The organism is Janthinobacterium sp. BJB301 (assembly GCF_002735685.1).
Lineage (GTDB): Bacteria > Pseudomonadota > Gammaproteobacteria > Burkholderiales > Burkholderiaceae_D > Janthinobacterium > Janthinobacterium lividum.
The window spans coordinates 702,962-720,163 of sequence record NZ_PDZJ01000001.1 but is presented as its reverse complement, the minus strand read 5'-3'; the positions used below and the strand labels follow the sequence as shown (position 1 = coordinate 720,163).

14 protein-coding genes and 2 tRNA genes are annotated in these 17,202 nt (G+C 61.5%); 4 read left to right on the top strand and 12 right to left on the bottom strand.

All coding sequences use genetic code 11. From position 1 onward, the window contains the following. Positions 1-110: 110 nt before the first annotated feature. Positions 111-1,793 (bottom strand): amino acid ABC transporter ATP-binding/permease protein, encoded by a 1,683-nt coding sequence (locus CSQ91_RS03265; protein WP_099387366.1) that lies wholly within the window; start codon positions 1,791-1,793, stop codon positions 111-113. Next, positions 1,790-3,478, bottom strand: a complete 1,689-nt coding sequence (cydD, locus tag CSQ91_RS03260; protein WP_099387365.1) for a thiol reductant ABC exporter subunit CydD — start codon at positions 3,476-3,478, stop codon at positions 1,790-1,792. Before cydD ends, CSQ91_RS03265 begins: the two co-directional genes overlap by 4 nt. Positions 3,479-3,616: 138 nt before the next feature. Here cydD and CSQ91_RS03255 point away from each other — a divergent pair, with 138 nt between their 5' ends. The 3 genes from CSQ91_RS03255 (at position 3,617) to CSQ91_RS03245 (ending at position 5,381) form a co-directional block, all read left to right on the top strand. Beyond that, on the top strand, positions 3,617-4,168 hold the full coding sequence (locus tag CSQ91_RS03255; RefSeq protein ID WP_170909696.1) for a GbsR/MarR family transcriptional regulator: 552 nt from the start codon (positions 3,617-3,619) through the stop codon (positions 4,166-4,168). A 306-nt stretch (positions 4,169-4,474) separates the two neighbouring features. Further along, entirely contained in the window at positions 4,475-5,041 is a 567-nt protein-coding gene (locus CSQ91_RS29120) for a PEP-CTERM sorting domain-containing protein (RefSeq protein ID WP_257217202.1), read from the top strand. A gap of 160 nt (positions 5,042-5,201) precedes the next feature. After that, the gene (locus CSQ91_RS03245; RefSeq protein ID WP_034786023.1) at positions 5,202-5,381 is read left to right on the top strand and encodes a hypothetical protein; all 180 of its coding nucleotides are present in this window, start codon (positions 5,202-5,204) and stop codon (positions 5,379-5,381) included. Positions 5,382-5,464: 83 nt separating this feature from the next. Here the strand turns inward: CSQ91_RS03245 and CSQ91_RS03240 are convergent. The 6 genes from CSQ91_RS03240 to CSQ91_RS03215 all read right to left on the bottom strand — a co-directional run bounded on the left by CSQ91_RS03240 (position 5,465) and on the right by CSQ91_RS03215 (position 10,877). Continuing rightward, positions 5,465-5,539 (bottom strand) — tRNA-Arg (locus CSQ91_RS03240). 94 nt (positions 5,540-5,633) lie between these two features. Further along, positions 5,634-5,710 (bottom strand) — tRNA-Pro (locus tag CSQ91_RS03235). Positions 5,711-5,792: 82 nt separating this feature from the next. Then, a complete protein-coding gene (gene glmM / locus CSQ91_RS03230; RefSeq protein WP_099387364.1) occupies positions 5,793-7,130 on the bottom strand; it encodes a phosphoglucosamine mutase in 1,338 nt (445 codons plus the stop codon). A gap of 40 nt (positions 7,131-7,170) precedes the next feature. Beyond that, positions 7,171-8,004, bottom strand: coding sequence for a dihydropteroate synthase (folP, locus tag CSQ91_RS03225; RefSeq protein ID WP_070279803.1), 834 nt, complete (start codon positions 8,002-8,004; stop codon positions 7,171-7,173). A gap of 103 nt (positions 8,005-8,107) precedes the next feature. Next, on the bottom strand, positions 8,108-9,991 hold the full coding sequence (gene ftsH, locus CSQ91_RS03220; protein WP_034786027.1) for an ATP-dependent zinc metalloprotease FtsH: 1,884 nt from the start codon (positions 9,989-9,991) through the stop codon (positions 8,108-8,110). Positions 9,992-10,193: 202 nt separating this feature from the next. Next, positions 10,194-10,877, bottom strand: coding sequence for an RlmE family RNA methyltransferase (locus CSQ91_RS03215; RefSeq protein WP_034757436.1), 684 nt, complete (start codon positions 10,875-10,877; stop codon positions 10,194-10,196). A gap of 42 nt (positions 10,878-10,919) precedes the next feature. On the opposite strand from CSQ91_RS03215, the gene CSQ91_RS03210 reads away from it, so the two are divergent. Further along, positions 10,920-11,390, top strand: a complete 471-nt coding sequence (locus tag CSQ91_RS03210) for a YhbY family RNA-binding protein (RefSeq protein WP_010397237.1) — start codon at positions 10,920-10,922, stop codon at positions 11,388-11,390. A gap of 211 nt (positions 11,391-11,601) precedes the next feature. Here CSQ91_RS03210 and CSQ91_RS03205 read toward each other — a convergent pair whose 3' ends face one another. The 4 genes from CSQ91_RS03205 to carA all read right to left on the bottom strand — a co-directional run bounded on the left by CSQ91_RS03205 (position 11,602) and on the right by carA (position 17,086). Continuing rightward, positions 11,602-12,045, bottom strand: a complete 444-nt coding sequence (locus CSQ91_RS03205) for a DUF4149 domain-containing protein (protein ID WP_170846433.1) — start codon at positions 12,043-12,045, stop codon at positions 11,602-11,604. Then, on the bottom strand, positions 12,045-12,521 hold the full coding sequence (greA, locus tag CSQ91_RS03200) for a transcription elongation factor GreA (RefSeq protein WP_034757428.1): 477 nt from the start codon (positions 12,519-12,521) through the stop codon (positions 12,045-12,047). The genes CSQ91_RS03205 and greA overlap by 1 nt, the downstream gene beginning before the upstream one ends. Positions 12,522-12,684: 163 nt before the next feature. Beyond that, positions 12,685-15,915: a carbamoyl-phosphate synthase large subunit gene (gene carB, locus CSQ91_RS03195; RefSeq protein ID WP_034786033.1), complete on the bottom strand. Its 3,231-nt coding sequence runs from the start codon at positions 15,913-15,915 to the stop codon at positions 12,685-12,687. Further along, positions 15,908-17,086 carry a glutamine-hydrolyzing carbamoyl-phosphate synthase small subunit gene (gene carA, locus CSQ91_RS03190; protein ID WP_070279135.1) on the bottom strand — a complete coding sequence of 393 codons (1,179 nt, stop codon included), beginning with the start codon at positions 17,084-17,086 and terminating at the stop codon, positions 15,908-15,910. Before carA ends, carB begins: the two co-directional genes overlap by 8 nt. Between the last annotated feature and the right edge of the window lie 116 nt (positions 17,087-17,202).

The following is a 17,202-nucleotide window of genomic DNA, read 5'->3' as shown; positions in this document are numbered from 1 at the left end:
TTTCCTTGGTGTTTCCCTACTGTAATTGTAAACTTGGTATCTATCTGATGCGATTCGATTGGTTCCGCTGCCCTCAGGCTGGCCTGCGGTACCGCCTGTCTCCGTTCTTGTTAATCCCCCCGCAAGCCCGCCAAGGCCGCTTCGAAGCCATCCGTGCCGCGCCGCAGCTCTTCGACGATGCGGCCGTCGCGGATGCGCAGCAGGCGGTCCGCCAGCGCCGCTTCGCGCCGCAAGTGGGTTGCGATCAGCAAGCTGCGCCCTTCGCTACGCGCGCGCAGGCGCTGCAGGACATCGATTGCCGTCTGCGCATTCAGCGCTTCCGTCGCTTCGTCGAGCAGCCACAAGGTCGACTCGTGCAGGAACAGCCGCGCAAGCGCCAAACGCCGCGCCTGGCCGCCCGACAAGCCCAGGCCGCCCTCGCCCAGCATGGTGCCCAAGCCGTCCGCGAAGGCCCGTACTTCGTCGTCCAGGCCGGCTGCCTGCAGCGCTTCCCACAGGCGTTCATCGCTGGCGGACGGATCCGCCAGACGCAGGTTGTCGCGCAAGCTGTCCTGGAACAATTCCGTCTTCTGCGTAAACAGGCAGGCGCGCGGCGCGGCTACCATGCCCGACAGCGGCGCCAGCTCGCGCGCGGCGATGGCCAGCAAGGTCGACTTGCCCGCACCGCTGGGGCCGATCAAGGCCACGCGCTCGCCGTCCGCGATGTGCAGCGATACGTCATGCAAGATGGCCACATGGCTGCCCGCATGGGCGGCGCTCACGCGTTCCAGGCGCAAGCCCGGCGCGGCATCCACGGGCGACACCGCTACGTCCCGTCCGGCCAGGCGCGGCGCCAGACGGCGCATGGCCAGCAGCATGCGGCCCGCTTCCAGCGCGCCGCGGCGCAGTCCCGCAAACGGTTCCACGGCCGTCAGGGCGATCAGCAGGGCCAGGGCTGCCAGCGGCACGTTCAGCGCCTGCTGCTCCAGCAGCGCGGCCACGGCCAGCAGCACGCCAGCCAGGGTCGCACTGCCCGCCACGCCATACGCGGCGCCGGCAGCCGTCTCCAGGCGCAGCAGGGCAAAATCGGCTTGCGCCAGCGAGCGGTCGATCTGCGCCAGCGCCGCGCATTGGGCGTCGATGCGGCCCGCCATCACCAGGTCCGTCTGGCCCGCCACCAGGTCGATGGTGCCCGAACGCAATTTTTCAATGGCGCGCGAGCGCACGATGGCGGGACGGCGGGCGCGTTGCGCCACGGCCCAGCTGATGCCCCCGCCGGCGGCCAGCAGCCATGCGGCCAGGCCCAGGCCCAGCTGCCACTGCATCGCGCCCAGCGCCACGCCAGCCAGCAAGGCCGCGCACAGGGCCGTGAAGGCAGGCACCAGCAGGCGCAAGTACAGCGATTCGAGCGCGTCGATATCGGCCGTCAGGCGGAACAGCAGCTTGGCGGGCTGGCGCAGCAGGCGGCTGGCCGCTTCCGGGCGCGACCAGCCGCGGAACAGCCGCACGCGGATGCTGGCCAGCGCGGCGAACGTGGCGTCGTGCGTGACGAGGCGCTCCGCATAGCGCGAACCCGTGCGGCCAATGGCCAGCAGGCGGATGCCGGCGGACGGGCCGAACACGTCGAACAGGATCGCGGTGGACGCATGCAGGCCGGCGATCGAGGTGGCGGTAATAAACCAGCCGGACAAGCCCAATAACGCCATGCCGGACACCGCCGTCAGGGCCGCCAGCAAGGCGCCGCCGATCAGCTTGCCGGGCTGGGCCAGCAGCAACTGGCGCAGGACGGGGTTGCGTATCAGTGAATTTTTCATGCCTGCTGCTCCTGTACCAGGACCCGGGCATCGACCTGCACCGTGCGCTGCAGCCGGCCAGCCAGCACGGGGTCGTGCGTGGCGACGATCATCGTCTTGCCTTTCGCCAGTGCCAGCAAGGCGTCCGTCACGCGCGCCGCCGTTTCGCTGTCCAGGTGCGCCGTCGGTTCATCGACCAGCAGCAGGTCGGCATGCGGATGCAGGGCCACGCGGGCCAGGGCCAGGCGCACGGCTTCGCCGCCGGACAAGCCCTGGCCACCATCGCTGAGCATGACGGCCGGCTGCGCCTGCGCCACGGCAGCCAGGTCAGCCAGGTGCAGGGCCTGCGTCACTTGCGCGGCGTTCGCGCCAACGCGGCCCAGGGTCACATTCTGGCTGACGGACGCGGCAAACACGTGCGGGCGCTGCCCCATCCAGGCCATGCGCTGGCGCAAGGTATTGACCGTGCTGTCGGTCAGGCGCACGCCGCCGATGCGGATGTCGCCGCCGCTGGCGGGCAGCAAGCCGGCCAGCAAGGACATCAAGGTGGTCTTGCCGGCGCCGCTGGCGCCCAGCAGGGCCACATGCTCGCCGGCAAGCACCTTCAAGTCGAAACGGTCGAACACGGGGGCCTCGCCGGGATGGGCAAAGCGCAATTGCCGGAGCTCCACGGCGGGCGGTGCCGCCACCGCCATGGCGGCGGCGGAGACGGCGGCAGGCAGTACCTGCGCGCCAGGCAGGGGCACACCCTCGCCCGCCAGGTCGTGCAAGCCGGCCAGGCCCGCTTCGCCGGCTGCCTTGTCATGCCAGACGGCAGCCAGTTCGCGCAAGGGCTCGAAAAACGCGGGCGCCAACAGCAGGATGAACAAGCCCTGCCCCAGGTTCAGTTCCCGGCCCCAGGTGCCGAAATTGATGCTGCCCAACAAGGAGAAACCGATAAACGCCGCCACCATGGCCACGCCCAGCGCGGAAAACAGTTCCAGCACGGCGGACGACAAAAAAGCGATGCGCAGCACCACCATCGTGCGCCGGCGCACGGATTGCGACGAGGCGTCCAGCCGTTCAGCCGTGGCGTCGACGGCGTCGAGCGCGCGCAAGGTGGCCAGGCCGCGCAGGCGGTCCAGCAGAAAGGCGTTCATGCTGCCCATCTCCACCATCTGTGCGCGGCTGGCCGCTTGCGCGCCCATGCCGACAAGGGCCATAAAGACGGGAATCAGGGGCGCGGCGATGAGCAGGATCAAGGCGGCGATCCACGACAGCGGCGTCACTGCGGCGAGGATCACGAGCGGCACGAGCATGACTTTCCAGCGTGCCGGCTTGTAGCGCACCAGATACGGCACGATGGCTTCGGCCTGTTCGGCGATGACGCTGGCCGCCTGGCCCGACTGGGCGCGCTGGCGGTCCAGCGGCGAACGCTGCGCCAGCGCTTGCGCCACTTGCGCCCGCAAGGTCGACAGGTGCTCGCGCGCCGCCGCATACATGCGCCGCGCGCCCCACGCTTCGCAGCCGGCGCGCAGCACACCCAACAGCAGCACGCCAGCGGCTGGCAACAGGGCCGCACGCCAGGGCGCACCGCCCTGCATGGCTTGCACGGCCCAGGCCAGCAAGGCCGCTTGTGGCAGCCACAGCAAGGCGGCACCGCCCTGCGCCAGGCTGGCGACACGGGGAAGAATAAAGCGGGGCAACGACAAGAGCGTGGTCGGCATATCTATACTTTTTGAGTTTTCAGAATTTTCTGTAAATTCGATATTTTGTATAATACTGCGAAACATGACATATATCAATTGACCCTGCGGGTGTGGCGTGAAAAAATTCAGATAATTATGAAAACTCAACATATCCAAATGACGCCGCTGATCCTGACCTTCGTCAGCCATTTCGGCGAGATGGGCAGCCGCTGGGGCTTTAACCGTACGGTGGGGCAAGTGTACGCCTTGTTGTTTGTCGCGGAGCATCCTTTACACGCGGATGAAATCGCGGAACACCTGAGTTTTTCACGCTCGAACGTGAGCATCGGCCTCAAGGAATTGCAGGGCTGGGGCTTGATACGCCAGTCGCGCATTCCCGGTGATCGGCGCGAGTATTTTTCCTCGCTGGGCGATGTGTGGCAAATCTTCCGCGTGGTGGCCGCCGAGCGCCGCCGCCGCGAAGTGGCACCCACCCTGACGGTGCTGCGCGAATCGCTGCTGGCGCCGGCCACGGAACCCGTCGACCAATATGCGCAGGAGCGCATGCGCGAAATGTATGAATTGGTCGACCTGGCCAACACCTGGTTCGACGACTTGCAGCGCCTGTCGCCCGAATCGATGGCGCAACTGATGAAAATGGGCGCCAAGGTGCAAAAACTGCTCAACGCCAAGGATCGCCTGTTTGGCGTCAGCAACAACAGCGACTGACGCCCCCTCCCTTCCCCAAGGCAAGACGCCGCCAGCACAAACTGGCGCCTTTGTCACGCCATTTCCCAACCTCATGATGGCTATCGCTGGCACAGCCAAACATAGCCATATACGATGTTGTCAAGCCAGCCAATAGAATTATTAAAATTGTATTAATTTATATCAAGAGTAAGCTTTCATATGCGTATTCACTACGCGCAGGAAATAGGTAAAAGCAGCTAAAACGGGCAATGGGATGACTTCCCCGGCATGCAGGGACGCGTCCCGACACTATGAAGCGACTGTCTCAAGCACAAGGGGATTTTCATGAAAAGCATAAAGAGCATTGCCATCAAGGCATCCATGCTGGCCGCAATGACTGTACTGGCAAGTGCGGCGCAAGCGGCCACCTGGGTGGATGTGGGTCCGGCCAGCGGTTTCGTCATCGCCGGCAGCACCGTCACCTATTCACCATCGCCGGCACTGCAGGTGAAATATTATGACGATAACCTGGTGCCACAGAGTCCCTCGGACATCCAGGGTTATATCAATGGCGTGTTCGGCACCAGCCTGGGCGCCGCCGTCTCGTATTGCGACAACGCCACCTCGGGCTGCACTGTCGGCACCACGGCAGGCTTGAGTGGCGGTGTCAATTCCTATACGAGCGCGGCCGCCTATGACTACCTGGCCATCCACTTCGGCCAGGGCGAACTGGTGTTCCACTGGGCCGCACCCGTGGCTGCCGGCACCACCTTCACGGTGGCGGGCCTGCCCAAGGATCTGAGCAACTACAGGGCCTTCATTTCCGCCGTGCCGGAACCTGAAACCTATGCCATGCTGCTCGCCGGCCTGGGCCTGCTGGGCTTCCTGGCACGCCGCCGCCAAGGAAAGTAAGCCGCATGAACGGCAGCGGCGCACCAGCGCCCGCTGCCGCCCTCCACACGCACGGCCTGTTTACGCCGCACTTGCGGCGCCAGGCCCACTGTTTACACTATTTTTAGACTCCCCTCGCTATGCTTGGCGGCATCCACTGCCGACCGACGAGGGAGTCCTCATGCATGAACAACCGTTTCAGCCACGCGCACGCAAGGTGCTCCGCCAGCACCTGCCCGTGCGGGAACGGCTGCGCCTGGCCCGACTGGCCAACAGAAAAATCATTTCGGCATGCTCGGCGCTGCTGTGCGCGGCGCCACTGCTGTATTTGCTGAGCGTGGTACTGTTTGCGCAGCCGTGAGCAGCTGCGCGAAAACCGAATGGAGGGAAAGAGGAGCTGCGTTGCGGCAGTTTGCCGCCGCATGATCGTGGCCAGTATGAAACTGGTCCGCCCAGAGGGAATCGAACCCCCATTCACGGTTTAGAAGACCGTTGTCCTATCCGTTGAACGATGGGCGGAGAGGTGCAGTATTTTAATCCATGCGCGCCAGCAATGAAATGCCAGCGCGGAATAGAAAACGGGCTGTCATTTCTGACAGCCCGCTTATGACTTTGGTCGGAGTACAAGGATTCGAACCTTGGACCCCCTGGTCCCAAACCAGGTGCGCTACCGGGCTGCGCCACACTCCGAAGACAAGATAATAACGCCCCCACCCAATTTCGTCAATTGCCATAGACGAATTAGATGGAAATAACTATCGGTTCCTGCCTGTCACGCGGTCACTTTATCGGCGATGCGGCGCGCCATCGACTCGGCCTTCTCCTTGTCTTTCGCTTCCACCATTACGCGGATCAGCGGTTCCGTGCCTGAAGCGCGGATCAGCACGCGGCCCGTGTCGCCCAGCTCGGCCTCGACCAGTTCCTTCTCGGCCACCATGGCGGCATTTTTCTGCCAGTCGAAACCGGGCGCCACGCGCAGGTTGATCAGGGTTTGCGGGAACAGCACCAGCTCGGCCAGGCATTGCTGCAGGCTTTGGCCGCTGCGCTTGAGCGCGGACAATACTTGCAGCGCGGAGACGATGCCGTCGCCCGTCGTGTGCTTGTCCAGGCACAGCAAATGGCCGGAACCTTCGCCGCCCAAGATCCAACCTTTTTCCTTCATGACTTCCAGCACGTAGCGGTCGCCCACCTTGGCGCGCGCAAAGCCGATGCCCTGCTGCTTGAACAGCACTTCCAGCGCCATATTCGTCATCAAGGTGCCGACGGCGCCGGCCACGGCGCCTGTCGCCAGGCGGTCCTTGACCATGACGTACAACAACTCATCGCCGTTATACAGACGCCCGGTGGCGTCGCACATGATCAGGCGGTCGGCGTCGCCGTCAAGGGCGATACCGAGGTCCGCGCCATGCTCGACGACGGCTTCGGCCATGGCCTTGGTTGCCGTGGCGCCGAAGCCCGCATTGATGTTGAAGCCGTCGGGCTTGTTGCCGATGGCGATGACTTCCGCGCCCAGTTCATGGAAGACGTGCGGCGCGATATGGTAGGCGGCGCCGTGCGCGCAATCGACGACGATCTTCAGGCCGCGCAAGTCCAGCTCGTTCGGGAAAGTGCCCTTGCAAAATTCGATGTAGCGGCCCTGGGCATCATCGAGGCGCTTGGCGCGGCCCAGCTTGTCCGACGGCACGCAAGCCATGGGTTCGTCGAGCGCCGCTTCGATTTCCAGTTCCACGCTGTCGGGCAGCTTGGTGCCCTGGCCGGAAAAGAACTTGATGCCATTGTCATGATACGGATTGTGCGAAGCGGAAATGACGACACCGGCCGACAGGCGCAGGGCCCGCGTCAAATAGGCGATTGCCGGCGTCGGCATGGGGCCGGCCAACATCACATCCACGCCGGCGGCCGACAGGCCCGCCTCCAGCGCCGCTTCCAGCATGTAGCCGGAAATGCGCGTGTCCTTGCCGATCAGCACCGTCGGACGGGTCTTGCCGCCTTGCGACTTGGCCAGCACCTTGCCGGCAGCATAGCCGAGGCGCATGACGAAATCGGGGGTAATCGGCGCCGTGCCCACCAGGCCACGAATGCCATCGGTACCAAAATATTTACGCGTCATAGTATTTCTCTTTTTGTTGTTTATAATGAATCTTACAGGCTCAGTGCGCCATGCGCCAGACCTTCAGTGCATCGACGGTTTCAGCTACATCATGCACACGGATAATTTCCGCACCTTGTGCTACCGCAGCAAGCGCGCCGGCAACACTGCCGGCCAGACGCTGCTCGACGGGGCGTCCCGTGACGGCGCCGATCATCGACTTGCGCGACAGGCCGGCCAGCACGGGCAGGTCCAGTTCGCTGCGCAGCTGGCGCGTGGCGCGCAGCAAGGCATAGTTCTGCTCCACCGTCTTGCCGAAGCCAAAACCGGGATCGACGCACAGGCGTTCGCGGTCGATGCCGGCCGCCGTCATCGTGTCGATGCGTTCGCGCAGGAAATCGATGACTTCGCGCACCACGTCTTCGTATTGGGGCTGGTCCTGCATGGTTTGCGGCACGCTTTGCATGTGCATGATGCACAGCGCGCAATCGCTGTCCCGCACGGCGTCGATGGCGCCGGTCGCGCGGAAACCGTTGATGTCGTTGATCATGTCGGCGCCCGCCAGGATGGCTTCGCGCATCACTTCCGGCTTGTACGTATCGACGGACAGGGGCTTGCCGCAGTCGCGCAAGGCGTACAGCACCGGCATGACGCGCTGCAACTCATCCTGCAGCGGCAGCGGCGGCGCGCCGGGTCGGCTCGATTCGCCGCCGATGTCGATGATGTCGACACCGTCGAGTATCATCTGCTCGGCGCGCGAAATGGCAAACTCCAGGTGTTGATACTGGCCCGCATCGGAAAACGAGTCGGGCGTGATGTTCAGGATGCCCATCACCAGCGCTTGCGTGCCCTGCAGGTTGAAGCCGAAACGGCCGAATTGCAAATAGTGTCGCATGTGAATCTTTGTAGTCGTCAGGAAAATCTGGCGCGCCAACGAAAAAGGGCAAGGATTGCTCCTTACCCTTTTGATTGCGCGCCGCCGGTCGGGGCGGCCGTTATCAGGCTGGTGCCGTCACGTTTGGCGAGATGCCGCCCGTGCCGCTGTCACCGCCCGCATTGCGGCGTGGCGGGATGACTTTCGGTGGACGCGGCTCCAGGCCGGCCATGATGTCGTTGATTTGCTCTGCATCAATGGTTTCCCATTCCAGCAAGGCTTTGGTCATCATTTCGACCTTGTCGCGGTTGCTTTCCAGCAAGGTGCGCGCCAAAGCATATTGCTTGTCGAGAATGTTGCGGATTTCAGCATCGACCTTTTGCTGGGTCGCTTCCGAGATCGTCTTGGTGGCGCCACCGAAGAAACCTTCGTTTTCGCTGTCTTCGTAGACCATCACGCCCATGCTGTCGGACATGCCGAAGCGGGTCACCATGGAACGGGCCAGCTTGGTGGCACGCGAGAAGTCGTTCGACGCACCGGTGGACATTTGTCCCACGAAAATCTCTTCGGCGATACGGCCGCCGAACAGGATGGAAATTTCTTCCAGCATCTTGTCCTTGTAGGCGGACAAGTTGTCGTGTTCCGGCAGCTGCCAGGTCAGGCCCAGGGCCCAGCCGCGCGGCATGATCGTGACTTTATGCACGGGATCAGCCTTCGGCAGCAACTTGGCAACGACGGCATGACCGGACTCATGGTAAGCCGTATTGCGACGCTCTTCCTCGCGGATGATCATCGATTTACGCTCAGGGCCCATGTAGATCTTGTCTTTCGCGTCTTCGAAGTCAGCCATTTCCACCAGGCGCTTGCTGCGGCGTGCGGCGAACAGGGCTGCCTCGTTGACCAGGTTGGCCAGGTCCGCGCCCGAGAAACCGGGGGTGCCGCGGGCCAGGATATCGGCTTTCACGTCGGTACCGATAGGCACTTTGCGCATGTGCACGTTCAAGATCTGCTCGCGGCCGCGGATATCAGGCAAGCCGACGGACACCTGGCGGTCGAAACGGCCTGGACGCAGCAGAGCTTTGTCGAGTACGTCGGCGCGGTTGGTGGCGGCCACGACGATCACGCCGGAGTTCGCTTCAAAACCGTCCATCTCGACCAGCAACTGGTTCAAGGTCTGTTCGCGCTCGTCATTGCCGCCGCCCATGCCGGCACCGCGGTGACGGCCGACAGCGTCGATCTCGTCGATGAAGATGATGCAAGGCGAATGCTTTTTCGCGTTTTCAAACATGTCGCGCACGCGGCTGGCGCCCACGCCGACGAACATTTCCACGAAGTCGGAACCGGAAATCGAGAAGAACGGCACCTTGGCTTCGCCGGCGATGGCGCGCGCCAGCAGGGTTTTACCCGTGCCCGGAGGACCGACCATCAGCACGCCGCGGGGAATGCGGCCGCCCAGTTTCTGGAATTTGCTCGGATCCTTGAGGAAGTCGACCACTTCGTTGACTTCTTCTTTCGCTTCGTCGCAACCGGCGACATCGGCGAAGGTGACGGTGTTGCTGGCTTCATCCATCATGCGCGCCTTCGACTTGCCGAACGAGAATGCCCCGCCCTTGCCGCCGCCTTGCATCTGACGCATGAAGAAGACCCAGACGCCGATCAACAGCAGCATGGGGAACCAGGAAACAAAAATAGTTTGCAGGAAAGACGCTTCCTCGGGCGGACGCACATCGAAATGCACGCCATTGTCGCGCAGGTCGCCGATCAGGCCCTTGTCGAGGCTGGTGGCGGTGGTACGCACCTTGGTGTCGTCCATCAGCTTGGCGGTGATCGACGAACCTTCGATCACGACATCCTTGACGCGCTTGGCTTTGACTTCATCCAGCAAATCGGAATAAGCGATGGCCTTGCTGCCGCCTGTGGCGCCATGACTGTCGAATTGCTTGAACAGCATGAACAACAGCAGCAATACGACTACCCAGATGGCAGATTTGGAAAACATGTTATTCACGAAGACTCCTTGGATGCAGTGCGCATCTCTTTACCTATAGCTAGAAACACGATTTTACTCGCAATAAGCGGGCCGTGCCAAAGCCCGCCGATCCGTGCGCGCGAAAAAATCGCGTTCACGCAAAAAAATGCAGTATAAACAATTTAGGCTTTTATGCCATCAGACGCTACTGCACTTCTCGTTCCCATGTGCGGATTCCCGCTTAAATATCAAGGGCGGAATCATCTTCTTCCACGGCATTTTTCAGCGGATTCTTGATTCCACGGCCCATCAGGAAGATTTCCGACGATTTATCGCGGCTGGCCTTGGGCTTTTTCTGCACCACGACCTTGAATTCAGCGCGGAATTTCTCCACGATCTGGCTGAAACCCATGTCTTTAAAGCATTTCACCAGCAGCACGCCAGACGGCTTCAGGTGCAATTGCGAAAATTCGATGGCCAGGTCGATCAAGTGTTCCATGCGCGCGGCATCCGCCGTGGCGATGCCCGACAGGTTGGGCGCCATGTCCGACAGGACCAGGTCGACCTTGCGGCCCTGCAACACCACTTCCAGCTGGCGCAGCACGCGCGCTTCGCGGAAGTCGCCCTGGATGAAGTGGAAATCGGCGATCGGCTCCATTTCCAGCATGTCCAGGCCAATCAGGGTACCATTGACCCCGCCGCCGTCCTTGCCGGCCAGCTTGCGCCGCGTGTACTGGGCCCAGCTGCCGGGAGTGCAACCAAGGTCGACAATCACCTGGCCAGGTTTGATCAGTTTCTCGTCTTCATCGATTTCTTTGAGCTTGTATGCTGCCCGGGCGCGGTAGCCCTCTTTTTGCGCCAACTTCACATAAGGATCATTTATGTGGTCGTGCAACCAGTTTTTGTTTAATTTCTTCTTTGCCATTCGCGTAGAATACTGCTTTTAAGGGAATTACTAAATATTATTATGCTAAAACTTACACCCGTAGAGCGCAGCGCACTGCGCGCCGAAGCACACGCGCTGAAGCCTATCGTCATTATTGGCGAAGCGGGCTTGACACCTGCTGTCCTCAAAGAGATCGACCTTGGCCTGGATTCGCACGGCCTGATTAAAGTCCGCGTGTTCGGCGACGACCGCGAAGCGCGCGTCGGAATGTACGATACGATTTGCGGCAATCTCGGCGCCGCCCCGGTACAACATATTGGCAAACTGCTGGTAATCTACCGTCCGAAAAAAGAAGTGGTTAAGGAGAAGGTCAGCGCCGGCAAAGGCATGCGCGAAGTGACCATCGTCAAGGCCAGCGCCAGCGGCACCAAGCGCCCGAGCGTGACGAAAGTCATGATCAAGGGCAATGAGCGCGTTACCGAAGGCGGTTCCATCAAGCGTGCCAAGCCACGTCAGAAAAGCGCCAAGAAAAGCGCACTGGGCAGCAAGTAAGCCTGTTCACCCGGCAACCGCAAGGCGGCCGGGCTTGAAACAAGAAGCGGAGCACGGGATATTCCCTGCTCCGCTTTTTTATTGCTATTACGATATTCACACGCCGGCGATTGTCGGATTACGCGTGGCCTGCGGCCTCGCTAATCCGACCTACGTATGTCATGTAGGTCGGATTAGCGCGCAGCGCGTAATCCGACAACACCCGAGGCGATTACTGCTGTTTCCAGATCAGCACGCCCGCCAGCAAGCTCTGCACGGCAAAGATCAGGGTCGACACGCCATGCAGCATGCCGAAGCGGCTGCGCATGGCCTCGTCCATGATACCCGACGGCGCCTGCGCCTTGAGTTCAGCCATCAGGGGCGAAATGCCGAAATGGCTGAGCAACGCGCACACCAGCATCGACAGCACCAGCGCTGCCAAGAGGCGCCGGCGCTTCAGTTCCAGCGCGCCGGGAGCCCATTGCAGCAAGGCCAGCAATACCAGCGCACAGGCGATCGACAGCCAGGCCTCGGCGCGGAACATGCTGCCGGCAATATTGCCTGCCAGTACGCGGTCGCTCAGGGTGCCGAACAGGGTCGGCGCCACGATGAAGCCGATGGTCCACAGGCTGCCGGCCCACAGGGTGGCAACGAGGATGCGCACGCGGCCCAGCATCAGATGTACAGTACTTCCAGGATTTCGTATTCGCGCGGGCCGGACGGCGCCTGCACTTCCACCACGTCGCCGGCGTACTTGCCGATCAGCGCGCGGGCGATCGGGGACGTCACGGAAACCTTGTTCATTTTCAGGTCGGCTTCATCGAGGCCGACGATCTGGTACGTGACTTTCTGGCCCGATTCCAGGTCTTCCAGGTTCACGGTCGAGGCAAACACCACGCGGCCTTCCGCGTCGAGCGCGGTCGGGTCGATGATTTGCGCCGCACCCAGCTTGCCTTCGAGTTCGGCGATGCGGCCTTCGACGAAGGCCTGGCGTTCTTTGGCGGCATCGTACTCGGCGTTTTCCGACAAATCTCCGTGCGAACGCGCTTCGGCGATCGCATCGATGACGATGCGGCGTTCCTTGGTCTTCAAATGATGCAGCTCTTCTTTCAAGAGTTCTGCGCCGTATTTGGTCAATGGGACTGAGGTCATGTTATCTCTACTATCTGCTAGTTATCGGCGCCGTTGTCCGTGTTTTGCCACGGTTAACGGACTTACCAAGTGAAAACCACAGAGGCCGCGCGCTGCTCTGCACGGAACTCTGTGGTTGATAAGCATGCAGTGTACCGCCTAACGGCGGCCACTGCAAACGCACTTAGTTCAAGGTCTTGTGCAGGCCTTGCAAATCGTACACACGCAGCTCATCCAGGTGGCGGATGCCTTCGACGGCCGCTTCCGCGCCCGCGATGGTGGTGTAGGTCGTCACGCGCGATGCCAGGGCCGAGGTGCGGATGGCCCGCGAATCGACGATGGCGCTGCGCTTTTCTTCCACGGTGTTGATCACCAGCACGATTTCATGGTTCTTGATCATGTCGACCACGTGCGGACGGCCTTCGATCACCTTGTTCACTGGCGTGACGGCGATGCCGGCAGCAGCGATCACGGCGGCGGTACCCTTGGTGGCGACCACGGTGAAGCCGGACTCGACCAGGTCACGCGCCACTTGCACGGCGCGCGGCTTGTCCGACGCTTTCACGCTGATGAAGACCTTGCCCGATTTTGGCAGGTTCACGCCGGCGCCCAGTTGCGATTTCACAAACGCTTCGCCGAACGTCAGGCCCACGCCCATGACTTCGCCCGTCGATTTCATTTCAGGGCCCAGGATGGTGTCCACGCCAGGGAACTTGACGAACGGGAACACGGCTTCCTTGACGCTGAAGTACGGCGGCACGACTTCCTGCGTGATGCCTTGCGATGCCAGCGACTGGCCCACCATGCAGCGCGCGGCGATCTTCGCCAGTTGCAGACCGGTGGCTTTCGAGACGAAAGGCACGGTGCGCGAAGCGCGTGGATTGACTTCCAGCACGAAGACGACGTCTTTCATTTCGCCATCGATCTCCTGTTTCTGGATCGCGAACTGCACGTTCATCAGGCCGACCACGTTCAAGCCCTTGGCCATCAGCGCCGTCTGGCGTTTCAGTTCTTCAATGGTTTCCGGTGCCAGCGAGTATGGTGGCAAGGAGCAAGCCGAGTCGCCCGAGTGGACGCCAGCCTGTTCGATGTGTTCCATCACGCCGCCGATGAACGTCGTTTCGCCGTCGGAGATGCAATCGACGTCGCACTCGATGGCGTCGTTCAGGAAGCGGTCCAGCAGCACCGGCGAATCGTGCGAGACCTTGACGGCTTCGCGCATGTAGCGCTCGAGGTCGCGTTGCTCGTGGACGATTTCCATGGCGCGGCCGCCCAGCACGTACGATGGACGCACGACCAGCGGGTAACCGATTTCCTGCGCCAGCGCCAGGGCGTCGGCTTCCGTGCGCGCGGTGCGGTTAGGCGGCTGGCGCAGTTCCAGCTTGTGCAGCATTTGCTGGAAACGCTCGCGGTCTTCGGCCGCATCGATCATGTCGGGCGAGGTGCCGATGATAGGCACGCCATTCGCTTCCAGGTCCAGCGCCAGTTTCAATGGCGTCTGGCCGCCGTACTGCACGATCACGCCCACCGGTTTTTCGATGGCGACGATTTCCAGCACGTCTTCCAGGGTCAAGGATTCGAAGTACAGGCGGTCCGAGGTATCGTAGTCGGTCGAAACGGTTTCTGGGTTGCAATTGACCATGATGGTTTCGTAGCCGTCTTCGCGCATGGCGAGGGCCGCGTGGACGCAGCAATAGTCAAACTCGATACCCTGGCCGATACGGTTCGGGCCACCGCCCAGCACCATGATCTTTTTCTTGTCGGTCGGATTCGATTCGCACTCTTCGTCGTACGTGGAATACATGTACGCCGTGTCGGTCGAAAATTCCGCTGCGCAGGTGTCGACGCGCTTGTAGACGGGACGGATGTTGAGCGCATGGCGCTGCTGGCGCACGGCCGTGTCGGTCGTCTGCAGCAGGAAGCCCAGGCGGCGGTCCGAGAAGCCCTTCTGTTTCAACTTGTACAGGGTGTTCTTGTCCAGGTTTTCCAGCTTCTGCGTGTCCAGCCACAGTTCCAGGTCGACGATTTCCTTGATCTGGATCAGGAACCACGGGTCGATCTTGGTGAGTTGGTGCACTTCTTCCAGGGTGAAACCCTGGGCAAACGCGTCGCCCACGTACCAGATGCGCTCAGGACCAGGCTCGCCCAGTTCTTCTTCGATCTTTTCGCGGTCCTTGGTCTTTTCGTTCATGCCATCCACGCCCACTTCCAGGCCGCGCAAGGCTTTCTGGAACGATTCCTGGAAGGTACGGCCGATGGCCATCACTTCGCCGACGGATTTCATCTGCGTCGTCAGGTGGTGGTCGGCGGTCGGGAATTTCTCGAACGTGAAACGGGGAATCTTCGTGACGACGTAATCGATCGACGGCTCGAACGAGGCCGGCGTGGCGCCGCCCGTGATTTCATTGCGCAGCTCGTCCAGGGTGAAACCGACGGCCAGCTTGGCGGCGATCTTTGCGATCGGGAAACCCGTCGCTTTCGATGCCAGGGCCGACGAACGCGATACGCGCGGGTTCATCTCGATGACGATCATGCGGCCATCGACGGGGTTGATCGAGAATTGCACGTTCGAGCCACCGGTGTCGACGCCGATCTCGCGCAGCACTGCCAGGGAGGCATTGCGCATGATCTGGTATTCCTTGTCCGTCAGCGTTTGCGCTGGCGCCACCGTGATGGAGTCGCCCGTGTGCACGCCCATCGGGTCCAGGTTTTCGATCGAGCAGATGATGATGCAGTTGTCCGCCTTGTCGCGCACCACTTCCATCTCGTACTCTTTCCAGCCCAGCAAAGATTCTTCGATCAGCAGCTCTTTCGTCGGCGATGCTTCCAGGCCGCGCTTGCAGATGGTTTCGAATTCTTCTTCGTTGTAGGCGATGCCGCCGCCGGAACCGCCCATGGTGAACGATGGACGGATGATGGTCGGGAAGCCCAGCGTGCGCTGCACGGCCCACGATTCTTCCATCGAGTGCGCCACGCCGGAACGGGCCGAACCGAGGCCGATCTTGGTCATCGCGTCCTTGAACTTGGAACGGTCTTCCGCCTTGTCGATGGCTTCCGGCGATGCGCCGATCAGTTCGACGTTGTATTTTGCCAGCACGCCATTGTTGAACAGGTCCAGCGCGCAGTTCAGCGCCGTCTGGCCGCCCATCGTCGGCAGGATCGCGTCAGGACGCTCCTTGGCGATGATGCGTTCAACGACCGACCAGGTGATCGGTTCGATATAGGTCACGTCGGCCATTTCCGGATCCGTCATGATGGTCGCAGGATTGCTGTTGACCAGGATGACTTTGTAGCCCTCTTCGCGCAGGGCCTTGCACGCTTGCGCGCCGGAATAATCGAATTCGCAGGCCTGGCCGATCACGATCGGGCCAGCGCCAATAATCAGAATACTTTTGATATCTAAACGTTTAGGCATTTTTCTTTTTCTCCTCCGCAGCCATCAGGTTGATGAAGCGGTCAAACAGGTAAGCAACATCCATCGGGCCCGGCGACGCTTCAGGGTGGCCCTGGAAGCAGAAGGCCGGCTTGTCCGTGCGGGCAAAGCCCTGCAGGGAACCGTCGAACAGCGATTCATGGGTCACGCGGCAATTCGCGGGCAAGGTTGCCGCGTCGACTGCGAAACCGTGGTTTTGCGAGGTAATCAAGACCTGTTTCGTTTCCAGGTCTTGCACCGGGTGGTTGGCGCCGTGGTGACCGAACTTCATCTTCAGCGTCTTCGCGCCGGAAGCCAACGCCATGATCTGGTGACCGAGGCAGATGCCGAAGGTCGGGATGCCCTTTTCGATCAATTCCTTGGTCGCCGCGATGGCGTAGTCGCACGGTTCCGGGTCGCCGGGACCGTTCGACAGGAAGATGCCGTCCGGATTCAGCGCCAGAGCGTCGGCGGCCGTGGCTTGCGCGGGCAGCACGGTGACTTTGCAGCCGCGTGCCGTCAGCATGCGCAGGATGTTGCGCTTGACGCCGTAGTCGAAGGCGACCACGTGGTATTTCGCGTCGGCGTCGGCCAGCTGGCCATAGCCTTCGCCCAGTGTCCATTCCGTTTCGCGGTATTCGTAGGCATCCTTGCTCGACACCACCTTGGCCAGGTCCATGCCGGCCAGGCCGGGGAAGGAGCGGGCCAGTTCCAGCGCTTGCGCGGCGGATGGCTCATTGCCTTGCGTGCCGACGAGGATGGCGCCGCCCTGCGCACCTTTTTCACGCAGGATGCGCGTGAGCTTGCGTGTATCGATGCCGGCGATGGCGACGATATTTTCAGCTTTGAGGTAGTCGGACAGGGAAAGGGTGGAACGGAAATTGGATGCCAGCAAAGGCAGATCGCGGATGATGAGGCCAGCGGCGTGTACCTTGGAAGATTCGACGTCTTCCGGATTGACGCCCGTATTGCCGATATGCGGATAGGTCAGGGTGACCATCTGGCGGCAATAGCTTGGGTCGGTAAGGATTTCCTGATACCCGGTCATGGAGGTATTGAAAACAACCTCGCCCGTGGTATGACCGGCGGCACCGATCGAAAAACCTTTAAAGATCGTTCCATCAGCAAGCGCTAATATGGCTGGAACGGCAGGGCCAGAAAAAAATGGCGGCAAGGGCAACTCCTGATAAAGTTACCGTAGCTGCGCCACGTCAGACCGACCGCCTAGTTACCCGAGCCAGATGCACTCAGGGTGTTTCAACGGTCATTTTGAATGAGGGGATGGGTAGT